Source organism: Candidatus Termitispirillum reticulitermitis (genome assembly GCF_054655775.1).
The window spans coordinates 12,469-34,305 of sequence record NZ_BAAIHG010000004.1 but is presented as its reverse complement, the minus strand read 5'-3'; the positions used below and the strand labels follow the sequence as shown (position 1 = coordinate 34,305).

25 protein-coding genes are annotated in these 21,837 nt (G+C 43.5%); 11 read left to right on the top strand and 14 right to left on the bottom strand.

All coding sequences use genetic code 11. The annotated features are described in order from the left end of the window. The first annotated feature begins 5 nt into the window (after positions 1-5). A complete protein-coding gene (gene rsfS, locus AC1MDJ_RS01155; RefSeq protein ID WP_479689119.1) occupies positions 6-341 on the top strand; it encodes a ribosome silencing factor in 336 nt (111 codons plus the stop codon). Positions 342-345: 4 nt separating this feature from the next. Here rsfS and AC1MDJ_RS01150 read toward each other — a convergent pair whose 3' ends face one another. The 5 genes from AC1MDJ_RS01150 to hemC are packed head-to-tail and all read right to left on the bottom strand — an operon-like array spanning position 346 to position 4,865. After that, positions 346-1,419, bottom strand: a complete 1,074-nt coding sequence (locus tag AC1MDJ_RS01150) for an LptF/LptG family permease (RefSeq protein WP_479689118.1) — start codon at positions 1,417-1,419, stop codon at positions 346-348. Between the two features lie 31 nt (positions 1,420-1,450). After that, the gene (locus AC1MDJ_RS01145) at positions 1,451-1,999 is read right to left on the bottom strand and encodes a thiamine phosphate synthase (protein WP_479689117.1); all 549 of its coding nucleotides are present in this window, start codon (positions 1,997-1,999) and stop codon (positions 1,451-1,453) included. Between the two features lie 9 nt (positions 2,000-2,008). After that, positions 2,009-3,232: a CinA family nicotinamide mononucleotide deamidase-related protein gene (locus AC1MDJ_RS01140; RefSeq protein ID WP_479689116.1), complete on the bottom strand. Its 1,224-nt coding sequence runs from the start codon at positions 3,230-3,232 to the stop codon at positions 2,009-2,011. Further along, entirely contained in the window at positions 3,226-3,942 is a 717-nt protein-coding gene (locus AC1MDJ_RS01135) for a uroporphyrinogen-III synthase (RefSeq protein WP_479689115.1), read from the bottom strand. Before AC1MDJ_RS01135 ends, AC1MDJ_RS01140 begins: the two co-directional genes overlap by 7 nt. Continuing rightward, positions 3,939-4,865 carry a hydroxymethylbilane synthase gene (gene hemC, locus AC1MDJ_RS01130; RefSeq protein WP_479689114.1) on the bottom strand — a complete coding sequence of 309 codons (927 nt, stop codon included), beginning with the start codon at positions 4,863-4,865 and terminating at the stop codon, positions 3,939-3,941. The genes AC1MDJ_RS01135 and hemC overlap by 4 nt, the downstream gene beginning before the upstream one ends. A 64-nt stretch (positions 4,866-4,929) precedes the next feature. Here hemC and AC1MDJ_RS01125 point away from each other — a divergent pair, with 64 nt between their 5' ends. The 3 genes from AC1MDJ_RS01125 to AC1MDJ_RS01115 all read left to right on the top strand — a co-directional run bounded on the left by AC1MDJ_RS01125 (position 4,930) and on the right by AC1MDJ_RS01115 (position 6,295). Next, on the top strand, positions 4,930-5,259 hold the full coding sequence (locus AC1MDJ_RS01125; RefSeq protein WP_479689113.1) for a nucleotidyltransferase family protein: 330 nt from the start codon (positions 4,930-4,932) through the stop codon (positions 5,257-5,259). Continuing rightward, on the top strand, positions 5,246-5,632 hold the full coding sequence (locus AC1MDJ_RS01120) for a HEPN domain-containing protein (RefSeq protein WP_479689112.1): 387 nt from the start codon (positions 5,246-5,248) through the stop codon (positions 5,630-5,632). Before AC1MDJ_RS01125 ends, AC1MDJ_RS01120 begins: the two co-directional genes overlap by 14 nt. 132 nt (positions 5,633-5,764) lie before the next feature. Then, positions 5,765-6,295: a toxin-antitoxin system YwqK family antitoxin gene (locus tag AC1MDJ_RS01115; RefSeq protein WP_479689111.1), complete on the top strand. Its 531-nt coding sequence runs from the start codon at positions 5,765-5,767 to the stop codon at positions 6,293-6,295. Positions 6,296-6,346: 51 nt separating this feature from the next. Here AC1MDJ_RS01115 and AC1MDJ_RS01110 read toward each other — a convergent pair whose 3' ends face one another. Next, a complete protein-coding gene (locus AC1MDJ_RS01110) occupies positions 6,347-8,077 on the bottom strand; it encodes an N-6 DNA methylase family protein (protein WP_479689110.1) in 1,731 nt (576 codons plus the stop codon). Next, positions 8,074-8,772 (bottom strand): hypothetical protein, encoded by a 699-nt coding sequence (locus AC1MDJ_RS01105; RefSeq protein ID WP_479689109.1) that lies wholly within the window; start codon positions 8,770-8,772, stop codon positions 8,074-8,076. The genes AC1MDJ_RS01110 and AC1MDJ_RS01105 overlap by 4 nt, the downstream gene beginning before the upstream one ends. A 105-nt stretch (positions 8,773-8,877) precedes the next feature. On the opposite strand from AC1MDJ_RS01105, the gene hisG reads away from it, so the two are divergent. The 7 genes from hisG to hisIE are packed head-to-tail and all read left to right on the top strand — an operon-like array spanning position 8,878 to position 15,423. After that, entirely contained in the window at positions 8,878-9,765 is an 888-nt protein-coding gene (hisG, locus tag AC1MDJ_RS01100) for an ATP phosphoribosyltransferase (RefSeq protein ID WP_479689108.1), read from the top strand. Beyond that, positions 9,765-11,054 carry a histidinol dehydrogenase gene (gene hisD / locus AC1MDJ_RS01095; protein WP_479689107.1) on the top strand — a complete coding sequence of 430 codons (1,290 nt, stop codon included), beginning with the start codon at positions 9,765-9,767 and terminating at the stop codon, positions 11,052-11,054. Before hisG ends, hisD begins: the two co-directional genes overlap by 1 nt. Beyond that, positions 11,051-12,703 carry a histidinol-phosphate transaminase gene (hisC, locus tag AC1MDJ_RS01090; protein WP_479689106.1) on the top strand — a complete coding sequence of 551 codons (1,653 nt, stop codon included), beginning with the start codon at positions 11,051-11,053 and terminating at the stop codon, positions 12,701-12,703. The genes hisD and hisC overlap by 4 nt, the downstream gene beginning before the upstream one ends. After that, positions 12,700-13,305 carry an imidazole glycerol phosphate synthase subunit HisH gene (hisH, locus tag AC1MDJ_RS01085; protein WP_479689105.1) on the top strand — a complete coding sequence of 202 codons (606 nt, stop codon included), beginning with the start codon at positions 12,700-12,702 and terminating at the stop codon, positions 13,303-13,305. Before hisC ends, hisH begins: the two co-directional genes overlap by 4 nt. Continuing rightward, complete coding sequence (gene hisA, locus AC1MDJ_RS01080) at positions 13,299-14,024, top strand: 1-(5-phosphoribosyl)-5-[(5-phosphoribosylamino)methylideneamino]imidazole-4-carboxamide isomerase (protein ID WP_479689104.1); 726 nt, start codon at positions 13,299-13,301, stop codon at positions 14,022-14,024. The genes hisH and hisA overlap by 7 nt, the downstream gene beginning before the upstream one ends. Beyond that, a complete protein-coding gene (gene hisF / locus AC1MDJ_RS01075; RefSeq protein WP_479689103.1) occupies positions 14,012-14,779 on the top strand; it encodes an imidazole glycerol phosphate synthase subunit HisF in 768 nt (255 codons plus the stop codon). The genes hisA and hisF overlap by 13 nt, the downstream gene beginning before the upstream one ends. 8 nt (positions 14,780-14,787) lie before the next feature. Next, positions 14,788-15,423 carry a bifunctional phosphoribosyl-AMP cyclohydrolase/phosphoribosyl-ATP diphosphatase HisIE gene (gene hisIE / locus AC1MDJ_RS01070; RefSeq protein ID WP_479689102.1) on the top strand — a complete coding sequence of 212 codons (636 nt, stop codon included), beginning with the start codon at positions 14,788-14,790 and terminating at the stop codon, positions 15,421-15,423. Positions 15,424-15,499: 76 nt separating this feature from the next. On the opposite strand, the gene AC1MDJ_RS01065 is transcribed toward hisIE, so the two are convergent. The 7 genes from AC1MDJ_RS01065 to AC1MDJ_RS01035 all read right to left on the bottom strand — a co-directional run bounded on the left by AC1MDJ_RS01065 (position 15,500) and on the right by AC1MDJ_RS01035 (position 21,833). Next, positions 15,500-18,220 carry a hypothetical protein gene (locus tag AC1MDJ_RS01065; protein ID WP_479689101.1) on the bottom strand — a complete coding sequence of 907 codons (2,721 nt, stop codon included), beginning with the start codon at positions 18,218-18,220 and terminating at the stop codon, positions 15,500-15,502. Between the two features lie 155 nt (positions 18,221-18,375). Then, positions 18,376-18,630 carry a hypothetical protein gene (locus tag AC1MDJ_RS01060; protein WP_479689100.1) on the bottom strand — a complete coding sequence of 85 codons (255 nt, stop codon included), beginning with the start codon at positions 18,628-18,630 and terminating at the stop codon, positions 18,376-18,378. Between the two features lie 2 nt (positions 18,631-18,632). Beyond that, positions 18,633-19,526 (bottom strand): glycosyltransferase family 2 protein, encoded by an 894-nt coding sequence (locus tag AC1MDJ_RS01055; protein WP_479689099.1) that lies wholly within the window; start codon positions 19,524-19,526, stop codon positions 18,633-18,635. Positions 19,527-19,587: 61 nt separating this feature from the next. Beyond that, positions 19,588-19,884: a hypothetical protein gene (locus tag AC1MDJ_RS01050; protein WP_479689098.1), complete on the bottom strand. Its 297-nt coding sequence runs from the start codon at positions 19,882-19,884 to the stop codon at positions 19,588-19,590. A 2-nt stretch (positions 19,885-19,886) separates the two neighbouring features. After that, positions 19,887-20,705 (bottom strand): hypothetical protein, encoded by an 819-nt coding sequence (locus AC1MDJ_RS01045; protein ID WP_479689097.1) that lies wholly within the window; start codon positions 20,703-20,705, stop codon positions 19,887-19,889. Between the two features lie 5 nt (positions 20,706-20,710). Further along, on the bottom strand, positions 20,711-20,980 hold the full coding sequence (locus AC1MDJ_RS01040; protein ID WP_479689096.1) for a hypothetical protein: 270 nt from the start codon (positions 20,978-20,980) through the stop codon (positions 20,711-20,713). Between the two features lie 19 nt (positions 20,981-20,999). Next, positions 21,000-21,833 carry a CheR family methyltransferase gene (locus AC1MDJ_RS01035; RefSeq protein WP_479689095.1) on the bottom strand — a complete coding sequence of 278 codons (834 nt, stop codon included), beginning with the start codon at positions 21,831-21,833 and terminating at the stop codon, positions 21,000-21,002. Positions 21,834-21,837 lie beyond the last annotated feature (4 nt).

Here is a 21,837-nt window from a genome sequence, read left to right as displayed (position 1 = left end):
ACTGGTTGAATGCTTCGTTAGACTTAGCAAAGCGTCTGAAGTTATATATAGACGATAAATTGGGCGAGAACATCGTGTGCCTTGATGTTCGCGAGCAGTCAAGCATTACGGATTTTTTGATAATAGCCACTGGCAAGGCTGATACGCACGTAAGAGCCGTATCTGAAAGTATGCTTGAAGATATGAAAAAGCAGGGCATTGCACCGCTAGCTAGCGAGGGGGTAGCCTCTGGCACGTGGTCTTGCGTGGACTACGGAGACGTAATCGTCCATATAATGCGCAAAAATGAGCGTGACTTCTACGCTCTTGAAGCTATTTGGGGTGCGGCTAAACGCATCTAATATTTCAAGTGCCTGAACGCTCTTGCCGCTTAAACATTAGTATGCCCGCTGTTATGAATAATATATGTGGGATAAAGTTTGCCAGTATTGGTGGCAGAGCCGCAGATGTGCCGAACGACTTAAATGTTGCTAGTATTGCCCAGTAAGACATTCCGCCGAATAGAGACGTGAGCGCACCTTTTGTGACTGAATATCGCCTAGAAAAGTTAATGCCTAGCGGCACTGCAACAAACAGCAGGACTATTGTTGATGAAGCAGTGGCGTATTTGGCTAGCAGAGCCATCTCATATTTAGTAGCTTTTAATCCGTGACTATTCATAGCCCGTATCATACGGTATAATTCCAGTTGCGAAAGCTCTTTTGGACGCTTATCTGTAATATTGGTCGCATCATCAAATAGTAATGAACGCTCATGTATTTCGTCTGTAATGGTTGTTTTAGGCACATCTCCACTCATATCAACCTCTCTGACAGCTTCTAGCACCCATATATTGCCGTCTTGTCTGATAGCGGCGGTGTCGCGGATGCTTTGGACGCGGAAAGTGTCATCTATCTGGTATTCGGTCACCTCCCGCATAGTCTTATTGAGCAGGTCTAGTATGCCTATACGGTATAGCCTGTTCCCGTCCACCAACCATAGCCCGAACAATTTGCTGCCATCTAAATATGTGCGGTGTTGTATATCCTCCCGCAGGTAACGGTAGTATGCTGATTTTAGTATCGGGTAGATTTTGTAATCATAGGCTATCATCACGAAAAACGCTACCGCACTGACAAGCGCAAATGGGTAGAAAAACTGACGTATCCGCCCGCCGAGACTCACATAGCCCAATAGCTCGCCACTGTGCATTAGCAGGGTCACTGTTATAACAGCCGCTACAAGTGTGGCTACGGGGAACATTGAAACGATTTTATTGGGAATGACAATGCCCTCTAGCGTGAAAAGCTGCAACATAGTAGTGTCGGCATCGTAATCATCCACCAGCTCAAACAACATTGTGACGGCTAGCAGTATAAGCTCCGAAATGACTATGTATTTTACAAATGTGCGAATCACGTATATGTTAAATCGGTTCATTGCCACAGGATATAGCGTAGGCGATTACTTGTCAAGGTGTGGATGCCATATTATCATATATTAAGTCTTTATGTAGTGATATGCCCGCAATGCCCGCATAGCCAAGTTTAGCTAACTGGTTGATATTTTCTAGTTTCACCCCGCCCAGTGCATAAACATTGGGGGCGGGGGCAGGAATTGCACCTAGCGGGAATGTTTTATGCTGTTTGTTAGTTTCAAAGATAGGGCTTAGCGTGTAGTAGTCTGCCCCTGTGGAGCATTCAGCCGTGCTGTGCGCTGAGTAGCCGACTAACAAAGTAGGATAAAGGGCTTTTATGCAGGCAATCGGTAGTGTTTGCTTGTTCAGATGGACGCCATTAAAGCCTGCAGATACTGCCACATAAGCCAATTCTGATAATATTAACGTAGCATTAGGAAGGATATTGCGCAGTCGGACGGCTCTGTCGTAAATCTCGCATATAGTAAGTTGCGGTTGTTTCGCTCTATACCAAATAGCATCACAATGAGCAGCTACGCTGGTTGCCACGTCTATATAGTTCACACCAAACGTGTTGTTGTCTAACACAAACAAGATTTTCATTTAAGCCTTTTATTGTCCGTGTCTTATCAGCTGCAATAGCAATAACAGGGCGGTTTTTACTGAGCGGGCGCGCACATCTGCCCTGCCACCGCTCGCGTGAATGCATTTAGTTTTGAGTTTGTCTGCAAACTTGGCACAGAGCCACACCGTTCCTACAGGTTTGTCAGGCGTTCCGCCCCCCGGTCCCGCTACCCCCGTTATACTAATAGCGCAGGTCGCATTCATCAGCTTGCTAACACCATCAGCCATAGCCATAGCACACTCCTCGCTGACCGCGCCACGCGTATCTAATATGTCTTGCGACACGTTCAGTTGCGAACGCTTTACATCGTTAGCATAGCTTATCACTCCGCCATAAAACACGTCCGATGAACCTGATATATCTGTTATAGCACCACCCAATAGCCCACCCGTGCAACTCTCTGCTACGGCTAATGACAGATTTTTTGAGCGTAATTCTTCCACTAATGCTCCTGCGGGACTATCATCGTCCTTGCCATAGTAGTGTTCGGGGTATGCGCTACGGATTGCATCGGCAAACTTTTTAGCAACGGCAGCATTTTCAGAGCGCACCTTTACCAGCACTTCGCCAGAACTAGCGTTTATTATACACCTGACGTTCTCTGGAATGCCTACTTTTGATATTACGTCATCTAGCTTTGATTCTGGCAGAGCAGCAAAGCGCAATGTAGAGCGATATGTCGGGCATAGGTTGAATCGTTCTTTAATAAAGGGCAACACCTGTTCACTAAACATTATTTTCATCTCAGCGGGCACGCCCGGCATAGCTATTATGAGCGATTTTTTATATTCAGAGCCGAATCCATAAGCTGTGCCATGCTCATTCTTAAATAATATTGCATCCTCAGGCAACATCGCTTGCCGCAATTGACTATCACCCATAGTTAAGTTAAGCCTGTTGAGTCGCTTTTGCACGTGCTCCTTAACCTCTTCATATAAGATTGTTCTTTTATCACAAGCCTTTGCCATAGCCTCTGACGTTAGGTCGTCAAATGTTGGTCCCAGCCCGCCAGTTGTGAGTACCAGCTGGCACTTGTCCATCGCCTCACGCATAGCGGCGGATATTTCAGCAATAGAATCGCCTACGGTGCGCACTATACGCGGAGTTGCACCATTTTCAACCAATAAACGCCCTAAAAACGAACTGTTTGTATCAACAACACTGCCCTCAAGTAACTCTTCCCCTATGGCGAGTATAGCGCATTCTAGCATTTTGCACCTCCATAAGATAAAATAGCCTCTGCAACGCCCTCTGCGCTCTGTTCCTGCGCTATGATAGCGGTTACCCCATAGTTTAACAACGTCTCGTTCGTAGTCTTGCCCACACAAACGACCGCAATATTAGCAGATAGTCTCGCCTGTGTGAAAAAAGCTCGGACAGCGGATGGGGAGAAGAACGTCACTATATTTATTTTGTTGTCGCTTATGAGCCGCTGCACCTCTCCAGCTGGGTATATAATAGGCACATTTTCATAAATATCAACAACATCAGTAGTCGCTCCAAGTGCCTGCAAATCCTCTGTGATGTCTTGTATGCGCTCTTTCGCCCCCGCCAGCAACACCCGTTTGCCGTTAAAATCTCGCGCTTTCAATAACAATAACAGTTCTTTTGTATATGCTCTCTCAGGTTTTATAATAGCATTTTTCGGCTTTATAGCTACCAACAGTTCTTTAGCGGTCTTTTCCCCAACTACCGCGTAATTATTTATATCTAATGGGCGGTCTTTAATAATTTCTGTGAAAAACCTTGCTGCTGACGGGCTAGATAGGATGCAATAGTCATAATTATCATATTTGAAACTAACATCGCGGAGCTTTTCAAGGCAGAGCATAGGTTTTATGAACGGCGTAATACCGCGAGACTCAAAAATGTGTGCCGTTTGAGTGCACTGTTCGCTAACTCGTGTGATTAGCGCATTCACCCGTTCAGCCCCATTAGGAGCTTGTCTCCGCCGTCTGCTAACACCATATTAGCTAGTTCGTCTCCTAGCTGCCCTGCATCGCTTGCCCTGCCGCTAACCTCTCTTTTTATCACCAGTTTTGCATCTAGCGATGCCAAATAACCCGCAACACACATTTTGCCGTTAGTGATATTTGCATAGCAAGCGATAGGAACTTGGCAACCGCCGTTTAGTTTAATTAAGAATGCTCGCTCCGCTATGGTAGTAAGCTCTGCCTCTGGTGATTTCAGTGGTGCTAATAGTTCCAACATCTGTTTGTCATCTGAACGCGCTTCAACGCCTAGTGCACCCTGACAGGCGGCAGGTAGGATTGTGTCTGTAGATATAGTTTCTTTGATATGTTCAGTCAATCCAAGCCTGTTAAGCCCTGCCTGTGCTAAAATTATCGCATCGTATTCGCCAGACTCCAGCTTGCGTATGCGGGTGTCAACATTGCCACGCAGGTCTTTTATGCTCAGGTTGGGTTTAATTGCCAATAGTTGCAATTTGCGCCTTAGGCTTGATGTGCCTACAACTGCCCCGTTTTGCAGTTCGTCAATAGAATTATACTTTAATGACAAAAAAGCGTCATTTGGCAACTGGCGGACAAGCACGGTGCAGATTTCTAAACCGTCTGCAAGCAGTATCGGCACGTCTTTCATACTATGGACGGCTATATCTGCCTCGTGGGATATTATTGCCTGTTCAATCTCTTTAACAAATAAACCTTTGCCTCCGATGTCAGCAAGCGGTCTGTCAAGAATTCTGTCGCCTGTGGTTTTCATAACCTTAATGGTGACTTTATAGTCAGGATAGTGGCTTTCTATCAGACTCTTGACGTGGTTTGCCTGCCACAATGCAAGCTGTGAACCACGTGTAGCTATAACTATACTATTATTTATCATAACGTGATTTTACGGCGGATAAGGTGGTATTGTCAAGGTGTGGATGTTGTGCTATCATAAAACTATGGATAAGCATATAGCAGAGCAAGTCAATCTCGTAAGAGATATAATTGTTGGTGTATTGCCAGTTGAAAAGATATTTCTTTTTGGCTCACACGCTTACGGCACCCCTGCTAACGACTCAGACGTAGACCTGTATGTCGTTATGAAAGACGATGCCCCTTATCGTGACCTTGATGCTATGGACAAGATAACGGAAGCCGTGTGGGGGAAGAAGTTAATCTCTACCGATATTCTTGTAGCCAAGAAATCACGTTTTAACTATCGTTCAACGGGTCCCACGTTAGAACGGGAAATTTCTCAACGGGGAATTGTTATCTATGACTGCGCTTGAAAGTGCGCTGGAGTGGTTGCATATAGCAGAATTAGATTTGAGCAGTGCAGTTTTCTTGACTGGTCATTGTCCGCTACCCGTTGAAATTATCTGCTTTCACTGCCAGCAGTCAGCAGAAAAATGCCTGAAAAGCTTTATCGTGTTGAATAACATAAACCCACAGAAAACGCACGACTTAGAGGGCTTATGCAGTCAATGCATTGAAATGTCTGCTACTTTTAACTCTATAGTATCACATTGCCAAAAACTCAATAAATATAGTGTTAATACACGCTACCCGAATGAAAGCTCAAACACAGAGCAAGATATGCAAAGGGCTATCGCTGATGCCCAAGCTGTGCTTAACTTCGTAAAGCCGCTTATAGTAATGTAGCACGTTAAAGCGACTTTCGGGCAGGCTATTGACGTGGTTTGCCTGCCACGTGATTTTACGGCGGATAAGGTGGTATTGTCAAGGTGCGGATGTTGTGCTATAAAATATCAAATAAATGTTGGAGAAAATGTTATGAAAAGATTTCTTGGCTTTTTATTCGTATTTGTTCTTTTAGCCTCTGTTGCTGTGGCACAAGAGAAAACATACGTAATGGATAAAGATGCATTTAATAAAGATGATATTATTGTTGATAGTAGCGGCAAGCCAATCACGGGTATTGTAAAGGGCTATTATGAGAGTGGCGCATTACAAGGCGAGGCAGCTTTTAAGGGTGGTAAAATGAACGGCGTCTTAAAAGAATACTATGAAAGTGGTGCATTAGGACGTGAAGAAACTTATAAAGACGACAAACTAATTGGCGTAACAAAAGAGTATTCCGAAAGCGGGGCATTGCTACGCGAGGGAACTTTTAAGGAGGGCAAGTATATTAGAAAGGATTATGATGAATATGGTTCTTTGCAAGTAATAATAACATTTAAGGACGATATGGAAACGCCTATAAGTGGCAAGTGTTATTGGGGGCTTGGAGAGGGTAAAGGTTTGACAATGAATAGTGCACAGCTTGCGAATTGGTTAAAAGGATTAGAGGTAATCTGTAAATAGGTTTGCTTGATAGGGAGGGTAGCAAAGAATACCCCCTTGACAAAATCATTATTATCGCAATACAGTGCGGGCTATCTCCTGTTTATCCAGCCTAAACAGGCTAAACACTAGCTCATCAATCTGCTCTATATAGCCTGTTGTTGTCTTTTCTGAGAGTATCCTATCAACAAGATAGGTCAATCGTTCATTCTCATTACCATGTAGAATTGGAAATGGCAGTTGTAATAAATTGCTCTTTAATATCTTTATCTCTCCAAACTTTTTATTATAAATATACTGAAAGAGAGCAGAGTTCAATAGAGCCATTACAGCCTTGATGGAATAGCCAGCAATATTCGGAATAAGTATATTCGCGCTATTGAGCGAAAGACTTTGTGTATTATCATAAGCAAATGTCAAATTCTTTGATATAAACTTATAAAATAATTTCTCTTTCGCCCTGTATATGTTATCAGCTGCCACTTGTTGAAAGTTATCCCGCTTATAGTCAATATATTTGTTGCTCTCCTTTAACAGAAACTTATTGATTTCCTTTCCCGTGTATATTCTTTCCCCTACGCTTTTATCTTTGGATATATATATTTCGTTGTTGCCTGTGACAATGCCTAACCCCCAAACGCTTTGAGCAAGGGTTTTATGTGGAACATCAAATATTTTGCGCAGAATGACATCGTCTTTTCTGCTGATAATGGAAAAGTTATAGTTAGTGTCAGCTTCAAATGCTGATTGCTCTACAAACATCACATCCTTGCCGTTGTGTATTTCTAATATATTTTTGTCTAACCGCAGGTTTGATAAGGAGATGGACACAATATCTGTTAATACCCCATTAAATACTTTTCCCAGCAAAGTAATGTTCTCTACGCTGAAGTTGTCTAAAATATACCGCCTAATTGCTCTGTGGGCTTGCACGTTCAATACAGATATGGGCAAGACAAAGAAACATCTCCCTGAACTTTTTAGAAATTCAGTAGCCTTTACAATAAAGTAAGAAAAAGACTCGTTTGAAAATTCTCTGCCAAAGTATAGTTTATATTCGTCTGACGGCAACGCTCCCCAAGGCGGATTAGTAGCTATAATATCAAACTTGGATGTGCTATTAAGCATGAGAAAGTCGGCATTAAAGATATTTGGAGAAAACATTATATGCTTAAACCTTATGATAAGGTTGATTTTAGCTATAAAACAGGCGATAGGGTCAATATCCACACCATACAAAAGCGTAGGAGCACTTACCTTGTCGGCAAAGGACAACAGAAAGCTGCCTGTTCCACAGCACGGGTCAAGTATCTTGTCCCCATTACCTACCTTGACATCAAGACTTTTTATAACACTATCAGGTGTATAGTAAGAACCTTTCTTGTTCTTGTCCCCTTCTTTTAATATAGACTGGTATATTACCCCTAATATATCTGTTTCATCTTGAGGCAGAGGACAAGTTAAAAGTTCTTCACAAATATTAGCTGAAAACTCGTCTAATATGCTCTCTAAAAATGGGTTTCCCGACAGCAAGCTATATTTCTGCAATAAGTTAAGTGCTATTGAATATATAGCGTCTGAACTGGCTATATTGTTTATGTTTATGAAGTTTAATATAGCATTGACTTGTATTATGCTGGCGGTATTCTTTATATACTCCGCAGGGAGGATATTTTTGGTGGAATATCGTTTGTTTGCTCTCCTTGAAAGCCTACTAGACACGTCAACGCTGGCGACACCCAGCCTGTGCCAATTGTTCATAGTGGCATACGACACGGCGAGTTTTACTTCTCCTCTATTCATAGTGCAGTTATTCTTGCTAGTATATCAGCAGGCTTAACTTCATATAGCTTAAAATCAGCTATATTCTTATCGTTAATGTGTAGTTGCCCCTCGCTGGTGTTGCCACGATGTTGTCCTATGGAATAATACTTGTTATTCAAGATGTCGCTTGATGGGATTACCCAGTATCTTATTGTGTCTCTCCATACTCCAATCCAGACAAAAACATCACAACAATGTGCTTTTATCTGTTGAAAGTTCATATCATAAGGCAACTTTGAGGCTGACGACAATGCTTTGATATATAAAGGCTCATGGCTATCAGCGTCCACCGCTCTTGAGGCTTTTACCTCTATCTTTATTCCCTTATACCAGAAGTCATATTCGCCAGAGTAATTCTTGTCTAACTTTTTTGAGGGTCTTTCCAGCTCTTGAACTAGCTCATTTAGGTGTATTTGCGCCCAAGTTTCTCCAAAGCCACGAGGAGCGGAGATTTCAAATAAATGCAAGAATTTATTGCGTGATAGATAGCTTTCCCTGATTTCATAATATTGCTCCAAACTAACAACATCACACGCCAGCAGGTGGGATATAACATATTCAAACTTATTGAACGGATATACGCTATATAGATTATCTAAGTACTCGCTAGATAACTCAAACTTGCCACTGAATTTCTTTGCAAATTCCTTTAATTGTTCTTGTAATATCTCCACAGAAAACTCCCTTCACTATAGTTTTTAATCCATTTTTCTGACGTTGTCAATAGTTGCCTAATACCCCCTTGACAAAATCATTATTATCGCAATACAATACGAGCTATGAAAGCGACTACAGAGCGTGTGCGCATTGCGCTACAAAAGAAAGGTAGGCTAGCGGATGGCAGTATTGACCTGCTCGCCCGTTGCGGACTGTCCGTTAAGGGTGCTAAAAGCCAACTGATGGTGCAAGACGAAACTTTCGGATTAGAATTCATCTTCGCAAGGGACGATGATATCCCTGAGTTCGTGCAGTCAGGCGTCTGCGATTTAGGGATAGTCGGTGACAACCTGCTGGAAGAATACGCTCAATATGAGAAAAACGGCGTAGCGGTGATTATGCCGCTGGCATTTTCTCGTTGCAGACTTAGCATCGCCACCCCTAAACGTTCTAACATATCGGATATTAAGGACGTTGCGGGCAAGACGATTGCCACATCATACCCTAACACTATAAAGGCATATCTTGATAAAAATGACGTCAGCGCAAAGATAGTTGTGATGCACGGCTCTGTGGAGCTTGCCCCGCAAATCGGCGTAGCGGATATTATCTGCGACCTTGTTGCCAGCGGAGCTACGTTAAATGAAAACGGGCTGAAAGAGGTGTTGCAGATTAAGCAGTGCCAAGCTGTGCTAATCAGAAATGGCGCGAAACTGAGCAATGAAAAGCAGCTAATCGTTGATAGGCTTATAATGCGCATAAACGGCGTGTTAAGTGCCAAGCAGAATAGATACATAATGTTACATATAGATAAAGACAAGTTGCCACTCTTGGCAAAGATAATGCCCGGTGCGGAGAGACCGACCGTGCTCGCTCTGAACGATACCAGCGATAAGGTGGCAGTTCATGTGGTCAGCCAAGAGGACGTGTTCTGGGCTACTATGGAAAAACTAAAGGCAATTGGCGCAAGCTCTATATTAGTGCTACCTATAGAGAAGATGGTTGACTGATGAGGCAGTGCATTTGGGCTGAGCTGTCAGAGGCTGAACGCTCCAATGTGCTTGTTCGTAGCAATGCCAGCACAAGCGGAGTCGTAGCTGTAAGCGTGGGGAATATCATAGCGCGTGTCCGTTCAGAGGGCGATGCCGCGCTGGCTGATTACACTAAACGATTTGACGGGGTGGAATTAAAGAATATCAGCGTTAGCACAGATGAGCTTACATTGGCAGATAGGCTAGACGATATAACAGAAAGCGCAATAAAGACAGCGTATAATAATATCTATAACTTTCACAAGCTACAGCAGCCTAGTCCTGAAAAACTAGAGTCAAATGGTATAACCTTATGGCGCGAATATCGGGCAATAGAAAATGTGGGCTTATATATACCCGGCGGCAGTGCACCGCTAGTCTCTACGCTACTAATGCTGGCGGTGCCAGCTAAAATAGCGGGTTGCAAGCGGATTGTAGTAGCAACCCCCCCTGCAAAAGATGGCACTATCCCTAACCCTATACTCTATGCGGCTAATCTGTGTGGCGTGACTGAGATATACAAGATGGGTGGCGCACAAGCCATTGCAGCACTTGCTTATGGCACAGCTACAATCAAAAAAGTTGATAAAATATTTGGTCCTGGCAATGTTTATGTGACAGAGGCTAAACAACAGGTTGCGCGTGATGTGAACGGTGCGGCGTTGGATATGCCTGCAGGTCCGTCAGAGGTGATGGTGATAGCTGATAGTTCGGCTAACCCTGCCTTTGTAGCCGCTGATTTGCTGGCACAAGCTGAGCATGACCCCAATGCGGGCATAGTGTTAGTGGCATTAGACAGCCAATTCGCTGACAATGTGCAAAAGGAATTAGACGAACAAATAAAGCACCTTTCGCGTGTCAGTATAGCTAGTAAAGCACTTGAACATGGGCTAGTCGTGCTCGTTAATAGCCTAAATGAGGCTGTTGAGGTGGCTAATAGGTATGCGCCAGAACATTTAATGCTTGAAGTTGCTGCTGCTAACGAAATATTAAAGGATATTCAGAACGCTGGTTCTGTGTTTATAGGGCACTGGGCATCAGAGGCGTTAGGCGACTACGCCAGCGGGACGAATCACGTGATACCTACCTACGGACATGCGCGGACGTATAGTGCAGCAGGGGTGAGTAGCTTTATGAAGTCTATCTCATTTCAAGAGGTTTCCCATGAAGGGTTTCTACATATTGCCCCGACTGTGGAGCGATTGGCTGAGTTAGAGGGGCTTGATGCGCATAAAGCATCTGTCGTGATTAGGAGAGGGACAAAGTGAGTAACGTGAATGTAACAAACGATTGGTTAAAATCTATGGCACGTCCAGAGGTGCTAGTAGCAAGTATTTACCGCTCACCTCGTAGTGAATCTGCACCGCTAGTCTGGCTTGATGCAAATGAAAACCCCGAAAAGCCCTACGGGGAAAACACTAATATGCTGAACCGTTACCCTGAACACCAGCCATACGCTCTGCGTCGCAGGCTTGCGGAGATTTACGGAGTGGCAAATAACCAAATATTGCTTACGCGTGGGGCTGATGAGGGGATAGACCTGCTTATAAAGACGTTTTGTAATGCAGGCAGAGATTCTATAGCACTACCTACACCCACGTTTGTGTATTATGCTATGGTAGCAGCACTATACGGCGTTAATGTTAATAAAATCCCACTAAAGGCTGATTTTAATCTTGATACGGAACAGCTGTTAGCAGCTGACGATACGAAACTGACATTTATATGCACTCCAAATAATCCAACGGGCAATGTTATCCCTATCTCTGAAATTGAGCAGCTTTGCGCGGCGCGCAGAGGCAAAGGGCTAGTAGTGGTGGACGAGGCGTATATTGAATTTGCTAATACCACATCTGCTACTACATTATTAAACAGATATGAAAATTTAATAATATTGAGGACACTCTCTAAAGTATATGCGCTGGCGGGTGCTAGAATTGGGGCTATTATCGCATCTGCCGATATAATTCAGCTACTCGCTGGTGTTATCGCCCCGTATCCTATACCTAGACCTGCATCTGATATGGCATTGAAAGCATTGTCTCCGCTGGGGCTATTGCGCGCACGTAGGCAGGTGGAGCAACTGCGCAGTGAGCGAGATTTTATATATGAAAAGCTGAGCAACTGCCCGCATTTTGAGGTTGTCTATAGGAGTGAGACCAATTTCATATTTGCCATAGCTAAAGATGCAGAGGGACTACATCAGCAGCTAAAGAGTCGCGGTATTATGGTTCGCAATATGACAACTGCATACCCGTCAGCGTTGCGCATTAGCATAGGACTACCGCTGGAAAATAAACTATTGCTAGCGGCACTTGATGTTGATGTAGGAGAGATTAAACTGCCACGTAGATATTCAGACTCGCGCAAGACGCTTGAAACGGAGATATTCTGTGAGCTTACCCTTGATGACAGGGGCATCTACGACATATCAACAGGGGTAGGTTTCTTTGACCATATGCTGGAACAATTTTCTAAGCATAGCGGTATATCGTTAATCATTCAGGCATTAGGCGACACGCATGTTGATGCTCACCACACCATAGAGGACGTTGCAATTGCGCTTGGTGCTGTGCTGAAAGGCGCACTGGGCGACAAATGCGGCATAAATCGCTACGGCTTTGCTACGCCTATGGATGAGAGCGATGCAAACGTCACAATTGATTTTAGCGGCAGGGCAGATTTTGCGTTAAATGCCACGTTTAATATGGCTATGGTGGGTGATTTTCCGACTGATATGGTGGAGCATTTTTTCAAAACATTGAGCGATGCGCTGGGTGTGGCGATTCACATTACCGCTACAGGCAAGAATGCGCACCATACCATAGAGGCTATATTCAAGTGTGTCGCACGGGCTTTAAGGCAGGCAGTAGCGATAACTAACGATACTTTGCCAACCACAAAGGGCATTTTATGAACATTTCAAAGAATGTAGTGCTCATAGATGACGGCGGGGCAAATTTTACGTCTGTAACTGCTGGGTTAGAGCAACTAGGGGTGAATGCGCCTATTACCAGAGACGCAAGACAGATACAAGCGGCTGATTTAGTAATACTGCCCGGTGTAGGTGCTGCAGGCTACTCAATGAAACATCTGCGAGACAACGGGCTTGTGGATGTAATTTGCGGACTGAAACAGCCTGTTTTAGGTATATGTCTAGGGCAACAGCTACTATGTGAGTCGTCTAGCGAGGATAACGCAAAGTGTCTTGGCATAATACCTGTAAAGGTTAAAAAGCTTGAAAATATACGGATAATCCCGCATATGGGCTGGAACAACCTTACGGAGATTGCAGACGACCCATTATTAGAGGGGTTTAGCACTGAAGACAATTTTTATTTCGTTCACAGCTTTGCCCCAGAGGTGGATAGCCGTTGGACTATCGGCGTATGCGACTACGGCGTCAAGTTTTCTGCAATTATTAGGAAAGATAATTTTTATGGGGTTCAGTTTCACCCAGAAAAGTCGGGCAAGGTTGGCGCAAGGCTACTAGCAAACTTTTTGAGGCTGAAATGCTAATAATACCGAGCATAGATATACTGGACGGACAGTGTGTGCGCCTAATTAAGGGCGACTTTCAGCAAAAGACTATCTATTCTGACGAGCCTAGCAAAGTGGCAAGTCGGTTCAGCGCGGCTGGGGCGACTGTTCTGCACGTGGTTGATTTAGATGGTGCAAAGAATGGCAAACTTGTCAACACTGGTGTACTCAAACTTATTGCTAATGCGTTTGACGGTGTGGTTCAGGTAGGCGGTGGCATTCGCTCTGCTGGCGATATAGACAAGATATTTTCAGCGGGTGTTTCGCGGGCAGTTGTAGGCTCTCTTGCCGTGAAAGAACCACAGGTTACGCATAAAATACTAGCACAGTATGGGGCGGATAAAATTGTGTTGGCACTGGACTTTAAGATAGACGATAACGTGCCTTATATAGCCGTTAGCGGCTGGAAAGAAAACACCAAGACCACATTGTGGCAGTTGCTGGACGAATACCCTGAATTAAAGTATGGCTTAATAACCGATATTAGCAGAGATGGGCTTCAAACTGGGGCTAATATTGCTCTATATGGCGAGCTGAAACGGCGTTATCCCGACCTCTATGTTGAGGCATCGGGTGGCGTGTCTGGATTAGAAGATTTGAGTAAGCTAAGGGATATAGGACTATACGGCGCAATCAGCGGTAGGGCTATATATGAGGGCAATTTAAGTTTAAGCGAGGCGATAGAATGCTTAAAGTAAGGATAATCCCCTGCTTAGATGTTAAGGATGGCAAGGTGGTCAAGGGTGTTCAGTTCAAGGCGCACGAGGTGGTAGGCGATATATTGGGACTTGCCGAACGCTACTCTGACGAGGGGGCAGACGAGCTTGTGTTCTATGATATTACGGCAAGTGCTGACAGGCGCAAAGTTGACTACAACTGGATAAAGCAGATAGCAAGTCAAATAAATATTCCATTCTGCGTGGCAGGCGGTATTCGTAGCATAGCGGACGCAGCTAAAATCCTTGAAAACGGGGCGGATAAAATATCTATAAACTCCCCCGCACTGGAAAATCCTGATATTATTAGCGAAATGTCAGTCAGGTTCGGCAAACAATGTGTTGTTGTGGGGATAGATAGTTTTGAGCGGAACGGGAGATATATGGTTCACCAATATACAGGCGATACAGAAAAGACCATCAATACGGGCAGAGATACATTTGAATGGGCAAAAGAGGCGGTAGAACGCGGTGCAGGGGAAATAGTGCTGAATTGTATGAATATGGACGGGGTTCGCAATGGTTATGACTTGCCGCAGCTGGCAAAACTCACCGCTGTAGTAGATGTCCCCGTTGTGGCAAGCGGCGGTGCGGGGACGATGACGCACTTTCAAGATGTCTTTGAAAAGACAGGCGTTACAGGTGCACTGGCAGCAACGGTCTTCCATAAAAAACAAATAAACATTGGTGAGTTAAAAGCGTTCTTAAAAGATAAAGGGCTACAGGTGAGGAGATAAAGACTAGTATGACTAAAATGGTTGACATTGATACGAATAAACTTGATTTTAGCAAGCTTGATTTTGACAAGCTCGGCGGGCTTATCCCCGCTTGTGTGCAAGATTATAAATCTATGCGCCTTTTAATGGTAGGCTTTATGAACAGAGATGCGCTTGAAAAGACGCTTGCTACTGGTCTTGTCTGCTTTTGGAGCAGGGATAGGAAATGCCTGTGGACTAAAGGAGAAACTTCTGGTAATACGCTATCAGTTAAAGATATGGTTGTTGATTGCGATAATGATACACTCTTGATATTTGCTAAAGCGGCGGGTCCCACCTGCCATACTGGGGCGGAGAGCTGTTTTGACTCAGACGAGTTGCCAGCGGTCTATTGGCTCTCTAAACTGGAAAAAATCATAGAAGGACGACATAAGGACGCTCCCGAGGGGAGCTATACTGTCAAGCTGTTTGAGGACGGAGTAAAACGCATAGCTCAAAAGGTGGGGGAGGAAGGAGTTGAAACCGCCCTTGCAGCCACCTGCGGGGACAATGAGGAACTTGCAAACGAAGCGGCGGACTTGCTCTTTCATCTGCTAGTGTTGCTCAGGAGCAAGAATATGGAGCTATCAGCCGTGACAGACGTGCTAAAGGACAGAATGAAATAGCCTTATTTCTGCTGAATACCAGCTAACGGCAGATATAGGCGCGTATTATCCTGCAGGAATACGTAGAGCCATATAGCTAATGCTTGTTTGTTGCTTGACTTACCCTCTTCCACGTTTCACGAATGGCACTAGCGGGCAGTATCTCGTTATGAAAAGCTACCTCTTGAATACGACCTTGCCAAATATAGCCTATCTCTCTACCTCCTGCCTCAAGGCTTGATAGTCGTATAGCATACGTTTTGTCCATTATTGGAACATCTTTGCTAGTCTGCAGAGAACCGTTTATATATACATTACCAACTGAGGTGAACACTACATAGTTCAAAATATCAGGCTTTAAGCAAATATTGCTTACTGACACAGGATTATTATTATACAGCAAATCGTAGCAACTACCGTTATACGTTAAACTGATAGAATGCTTGCTATCATCATACAGGTTGAATATAGTGGAGTATGCTTGTTGCTCTAGTTTAGGAAGTAGCAATAACTCTATAGAAAACGCTTCTGCTGGTGGCAATACCATCCTGTCTTTTTCAGATGATTGTGCCCACGCTACTTCTTTGGGAGCGGATATTAACTCTTCTCCATTATAAAAACGTAAATTGCCTGCACCATCATAGAAACGAAAGCCGTAGTCATCAGAGCGATAGATACTTGAGGCATCAGTCCTTGTCAGTAGTGTCTTATGGTCAATTGCGCTAGTCATATTTTCAATAGGTGGCTTGGTGCGAGCAATACTTTTCCAAAAGAGGAAATCCTGTGGTTCTAAATTAAAATGATTATATCTGTCTGCAAAGATATTATTGATATTTAACGTTAGCTCACCTTTTCCGCCGGTTGACTGACCATAAGGCATGTAATATGTGTTCATAGCTCCACAAAACTGATATACGCATACAACGAAGAGCATAATAGCAATGAAGTGCCTATATGTTGCGGGCTTACTTATAATGGACAGCAGGTATTCAGCATATAACATCATGAGCAAACTAAGTGGCATGAACGATAGGTATATTTGTAGATTGACATCGTTAATTTCAACAAGTGGGCAGATAATAAGTAGTGTGCCAATCAACCAATATATTAAATTGTTCTTATTTTCTTTGTATATAACAGCCATAAATATGCCAAATTCCACCGCATAGAATAAAAGCAACATCAAAACCCTGCCAAACGACCAATCTTTAAGTGGCACAAACAAGTAAAGACGCGTTGATAATGTTCCAGTAAAATAGAGCATAAAAATTATGATTAGAGCTACAGCCAACACATTAGTGGCTGATAATATCGTTTTAATATGAGAGTGAAAACTCCTATTTTTAAGCCAATTTAACACAAATTTAATCGCCAAGCCTACAGAGACAACCCCTAATGATAAAAATGCCCACGGAGAATATGGTAGTATAATAAGCCCAAAAAAAGCATAGTAGTCAGTCCGTTTGTATAACTGCAAAAATAGCCCGCACATTATCCATATAGGGATAGCATTATGAAAAAATAAGATAATGCCATGAAATATTGTTCTAAAACCATAAATTCGTCCAGCTATGCCCAAATATCCTTGATAGTGCGTGCTAAATGGCATTATAGTTCCAGATTTCAACGCGACTATTAGTGCTCCTATCGTATGTAAGCCTGCCCACGTTATAAATATTATAGCAACCAATAGCAATCTTTTTCCAGCTGAAACCTTTAGATAGCTGGAAACCAGCAGGTAAGCCAGCACCATACCAATAAGTGTCCAGACAAACAGCACAAGGTTTGCGCTAGTCCAAGACAAACTAAATAGTTTGCTGATAACAGCAGGAACCAGCCAAAAACCTATGTAATAGACTAAGCTACCGCCATTCTCAGAAAAATACACGGGCCAACTATTAGCGAGCAAATCCCCGAACGCAGCATTTCTGCGATGCATATCCCCAGAGACTATTGGACCATACCCACCCACCCCTGACAGATAGACAAACAAAAGTAACACTACCATAGTAATTATGAAATACTTGTCAATCACTACATCAAGTTTTAGCTTTATATCACGACAATAGCAGTAGCACAGGTATAATAGTATGAACGTAGCAGGTAGTCCTACTGGTAGCCTCAGCCACGTGAGGAAAAATATAGCGAGCGGCAGTGCTAGATACACAAGTGGCGCATAAGTGAGGTCAACACTAACCTCTCGCCTAAAGTAAAAAGCTAGATAAGTTAATGCTATTGCTAGTATAGCCAATAAGAAGAAGGGCACGAGCATAGTATTCGGCAGTGCAGGGTATTTCGTAAGATACGCTCGCTCTATCTCTAACGACATCCCTATATTGCGTGCAACAAAGTGGATGGTGAACTGAGACTTCATATCTTTTAGCGATTTAGACACATTAAACCCATTATGCAGTGGGTTAAACGTCCGCTCTACCCTATTGCCTTGCTTGTTTATATACGATATATACGGAGCACGATGACCAGTATTGGGAGCAAAGTTAGATACCACTAGCGTTAGTCGCTTATAATCTTTAGAAAGCCTATCTCCCAAATCAATAGTGAGTGCCCCTTCATTGTCGTGCGTATCCATTGGCACAGCTCTATGTTGACGCAAAATATTTTTATTGGCACCGACTATGCTAAAATGAGCTAAATTTTTATACAATTCCTCTTGACTTATCTCTAAATATTTTTGCCACCTAAGCGGGACGCCGACGTACCCCCCCCCGCTGGCGTAAGAGACAAGCGCATAAACGCACACCACCGACAACAATGCAGAGAGCACGAATGCAAAAAACTTCCTATTTATTTTATTCACTGCTAGTGCCTGATTGTCATTATCGGCAATATGCCGAACAGATAATATTTTGTTTTGCGAGAATAGGTGCGTTTTCTCAGAACGGGGATTAGTGAAAATAGTTTATATGTATAAACTGACACTAGGTCGCCTTTTACTTTAAGCGTTGTATTATGCTAAGAGGATTGTTCTGGTGCCTGACGTATTTTATCACCATGTTGACGCAAAATATTTTTATTGGCACCGACTATGCTAAAATGAGCTAAATTTTTATACAATTCCTCTTGACTTATCTCTAAATATTTTTGCCACCTAAGCGGGACGCCGACGTACCCCCCCCCGCTGGCGTAAGAGACAAGCGCATAAACGCACACCACCGACAACAATGCAGAGAGCACGAATGCAAAAAACTTCCTATTTATTTTATTCACTGCTAGTGCCTGATTGTCATTATCGGCAATATGCCGAACAGATAATATTTTGTTTTGCGAGAATAGGTGCGTTTTCTCAGAACGGGGATTAGTGAAAATAGTTTATATGTATAAACTGACACTAGGTCGCCTTTTACTTTAAGCGTATGGATTATGTGTCCGAAACCTCTCTCCCTAGCGAAATCTTTAAGCAACTTCCAGCCACGTGAGCGGTCGCTCTTAATGGTGCCCCTTTTAGCACGACAGGACGAAATAGAGCCTCTGCGTTCAACATGGTGATAAAATACGTCAGGCACCAGAACAATCCTCTTAGCATAATACAACGCCAACACAGAGAATAACAGGTCCTCGTTAGCAACGAGCGATTCGTCAAATAACAGTTTATTATCAGTTATAAGTGTTCGCTTGAACACGTAACGCCACACGTTATGCAGTGCATATTTAGCAGGCTCAATGATTCTATCATTGAGGGACGTAAGTATCATAGTCTGTTTGATGAACGGCATCGCCGTGCCTAGCTCACAGCGATTACTACATGATATATCAGCACCAGTTTCCAGCATAGTAGTTAGCATACTTTCATAGTAATTCAGGTCTATAAAATCATCGCTATCCATAAAGTGTATGAAGTCGCCTGTAGCGCACCTCAACCCTTCGTTCCTAGCGGTAGCTGGTCCGCTATTGTTCTGTATTTTTACTAATTTTATGCGACTGTCAGCATTGATATAGCTATCGCAGATACTAACGCTGTCATCTGTGGAGCCGTCATCCACTAGAATTACCTCTAAATTTTTATAACTCTGGTGGATTATGCTTTCCAAGCAACGAGGGATGAACTCCCTGACATTGTAGAAAGGGATAACTACAGAAACCAGCGGTTGAACTACACTACCCATATACGAGAATTATAACACACTATTAAGGCTAGCACAACATAAAAAGTGGAGGAAATTCTGTTTATCCTCTCCTTTCCATAGCCCTCGTGAAGTCTTGCAGTCGCATAGATGCACTTTGAACCAGCTCACTCAAGTCTTCCAACGCACTCTCCCGCTCGCGAATACTGCTATCCAGCCTATCGGCTACCATTTCGCTCTGTTTTACAAGTTCTCGCATTTGCTCAACATACACAGCCACATCGCTTGCTGTTACGTCTGTCATCTTGTCCTCAAGTTTCCGCAACCTTGACTGCAAACTTATAACCAGTATCAGCAAGATTGACACTGCCATAATAAATATTATAATCAGCCAATTCACAGCTAGCGCATCCCTTTCATAATATCGCGTTCCCGAACAAACAGATATTTCATGATAGCATCCTTTACATCATCATCCAGTTGGACAAAATCAGCCTGATAGAACGTCCCAGTCGCTGCTTTTTTTAGCTTGGCAAGGGCAACAACAGCTGAAAATGTCAGCTTCTCCTCCATAGTGCCTAGCGAGTTAGTTGTATAGGCAAGCGTTCCGTCTGCCAGAACTAAGTCAGAGTGGAGTATAAAGCCTCGCACCGATATGCCTATCCCCCGCACATTGACCAGCTCTGTCTCGGTAGCCCCATGCTTGTCGCGCAGTAGTTCATTTATCACGTCCAGCTTGTCGTTTAGCTCCAGCATAAATCTATATATATTGCGCATCTCAACAGGCTCGTTCATTATAGTCTGTCTAATCTTTGTGCTGATTTTGCGCTGCTCGGTAGAGTTCTCCGATAGTGCCCGCTGCAAGTAATACGCTTTTTCGCCGTCCGCTACAATACGCAGATGTATAGCCTCTGGATAGTCCATCACAAATGCCCGTTCTAGGCTCATACTCTCGGCAACAGAAGTTTTAGAGAACAAGAATAGTCCGCCCACACCAGTTGCTACAAACTTCAAATGTCGCGCGTAGAATGTGCCAGCAATGCTATACTCTATGGTTATTTCACTAGCTTTATTCAGGTCGTCTGGCGTGAACCAGCGCACATCTATCGGAATAACGTCAAGCGTTTCAATCTCGGCGGGTTCACATTTAGGCACAACATACCGCCATAGGATATTGTCTCCGTAAATCACTATCATCCGCACTAGACGTTCACGTGCCATATACGCTAACCCTCCTTATGCTCCTTGTGCTCCTTATGTTTGTCTCCGCGCTGGTCTTTCTTCTCCGCATCTCGTTCGTCATCGCGCTTTGAGCGCGCGGACGACAACTCTAACTTGTCAATGGACATAGCCTTATGTGTCATCTGGTAAGCGAGCTGCTGAATTATCGCTGTGGCATCTCTTTGGGCGTGCATCTGCAGGTTATTCTGGTGGCTAGCGACATTTTCTGCCGTTGGTATAGTCAATATTGAACCGGTTAATCCTTCTAGCGACATATTATGACACCTCCCATTATTATTCCTTAATATGAACCGTTCCTGAAGAAAAGTTGAGCGAGTGATACTTGTGTTTAAGAGCCGACAAGCTTTCCGCATAACCCAGAAACAGGCAACCCGATGTTTTAAGATGCGAATAGAACATATTGATAACTTGCTCCTTAGCTTTATTATCAAAATATATAAGCACATTGCGACAGAAAATTACATCAAAATTACCCCCTGTTCGCTCGCAAGATAAGGGGTCTATCAGGTTGCCCGTCTTAAATACCACCCTATCTTTAATACGCTGACTCAAAGTAATGACATTGTTCGAGTTTTTAGTAAAATATTTCTCTAACATTTCATCGGGTACATTTTTTAACGAATATTCGCCGTATTCGCCCTTTTTAGCCATGTCCACCACGTTACTGTTAATGTCAGTTGCCACTATGTGGAAACGAGCCTTATAATACATCCCCATACTATCAAGCAACATAACCAACGAGTAAGGCTCTTCTCCAGTGGAACACGCTGCAGACCAAATACGAAACTCAGTCTTACCCTGACGCATAGACTCAGGGAGCATAACGTTAAGCCAATAGTCAATCTGCGAGCGGTCTCTGAAAAAATATGTTTCGTTGACAGTTGTAGCATTGACTAGATAGTTAAGCTCCGACTCGCCCGCAGGGTCGTATTTTATATAGTAAATGTAGTCCTTAAATGTGTTAAAATCAAGTTCTGCAAGCCTCCTTGTGAGTCGGTTCTCCATAAAGTATTTTTTCTCACGCAAGAGAGTGATTGCAGATTTCTTGTATATAATATCGCCTAACTGCAGAAACTCATCGTCAGACATCTTGGTAGTTTCAAACATGCCA

What these genes read in the sequence shown, in the direction of transcription:
- hisIE (WP_479689102.1), top strand. Translation starts at nt 14,788, where the DNA reads ATGACTAAAATGGTTGACATTGATACGAATAAACTTGATTTTAGCAAG.
- hemC (WP_479689114.1), bottom strand. Translation starts at nt 4,865, where the DNA reads ATGATAAATAATAGTATAGTTATAGCTACACGTGGTTCACAGCTTGCA.
- AC1MDJ_RS01140 (WP_479689116.1), bottom strand. Translation starts at nt 3,232, where the DNA reads ATGCTAGAATGCGCTATACTCGCCATAGGGGAAGAGTTACTTGAGGGC.
- AC1MDJ_RS01115 (WP_479689111.1), top strand. Translation starts at nt 5,765, where the DNA reads ATGAAAAGATTTCTTGGCTTTTTATTCGTATTTGTTCTTTTAGCCTCT.
- hisH (WP_479689105.1), top strand. Translation starts at nt 12,700, where the DNA reads ATGAACATTTCAAAGAATGTAGTGCTCATAGATGACGGCGGGGCAAAT.
- hisD (WP_479689107.1), top strand. Translation starts at nt 9,765, where the DNA reads ATGAGGCAGTGCATTTGGGCTGAGCTGTCAGAGGCTGAACGCTCCAAT.
- AC1MDJ_RS01040 (WP_479689096.1), bottom strand. Translation starts at nt 20,980, where the DNA reads ATGTCGCTAGAAGGATTAACCGGTTCAATATTGACTATACCAACGGCA.
- AC1MDJ_RS01110 (WP_479689110.1), bottom strand. Translation starts at nt 8,077, where the DNA reads ATGAATAGAGGAGAAGTAAAACTCGCCGTGTCGTATGCCACTATGAAC.
- AC1MDJ_RS01150 (WP_479689118.1), bottom strand. Translation starts at nt 1,419, where the DNA reads ATGAACCGATTTAACATATACGTGATTCGCACATTTGTAAAATACATA.
- AC1MDJ_RS01125 (WP_479689113.1), top strand. Translation starts at nt 4,930, where the DNA reads ATGGATAAGCATATAGCAGAGCAAGTCAATCTCGTAAGAGATATAATT.
- hisG (WP_479689108.1), top strand. Translation starts at nt 8,878, where the DNA reads ATGAAAGCGACTACAGAGCGTGTGCGCATTGCGCTACAAAAGAAAGGT.
- hisF (WP_479689103.1), top strand. Translation starts at nt 14,012, where the DNA reads ATGCTTAAAGTAAGGATAATCCCCTGCTTAGATGTTAAGGATGGCAAG.
- AC1MDJ_RS01145 (WP_479689117.1), bottom strand. Translation starts at nt 1,999, where the DNA reads ATGAAAATCTTGTTTGTGTTAGACAACAACACGTTTGGTGTGAACTAT.
- AC1MDJ_RS01035 (WP_479689095.1), bottom strand. Translation starts at nt 21,833, where the DNA reads ATGTTTGAAACTACCAAGATGTCTGACGATGAGTTTCTGCAGTTAGGC.
- AC1MDJ_RS01120 (WP_479689112.1), top strand. Translation starts at nt 5,246, where the DNA reads ATGACTGCGCTTGAAAGTGCGCTGGAGTGGTTGCATATAGCAGAATTA.
- hisA (WP_479689104.1), top strand. Translation starts at nt 13,299, where the DNA reads ATGCTAATAATACCGAGCATAGATATACTGGACGGACAGTGTGTGCGC.
- AC1MDJ_RS01045 (WP_479689097.1), bottom strand. Translation starts at nt 20,705, where the DNA reads ATGGCACGTGAACGTCTAGTGCGGATGATAGTGATTTACGGAGACAAT.
- AC1MDJ_RS01055 (WP_479689099.1), bottom strand. Translation starts at nt 19,526, where the DNA reads ATGGGTAGTGTAGTTCAACCGCTGGTTTCTGTAGTTATCCCTTTCTAC.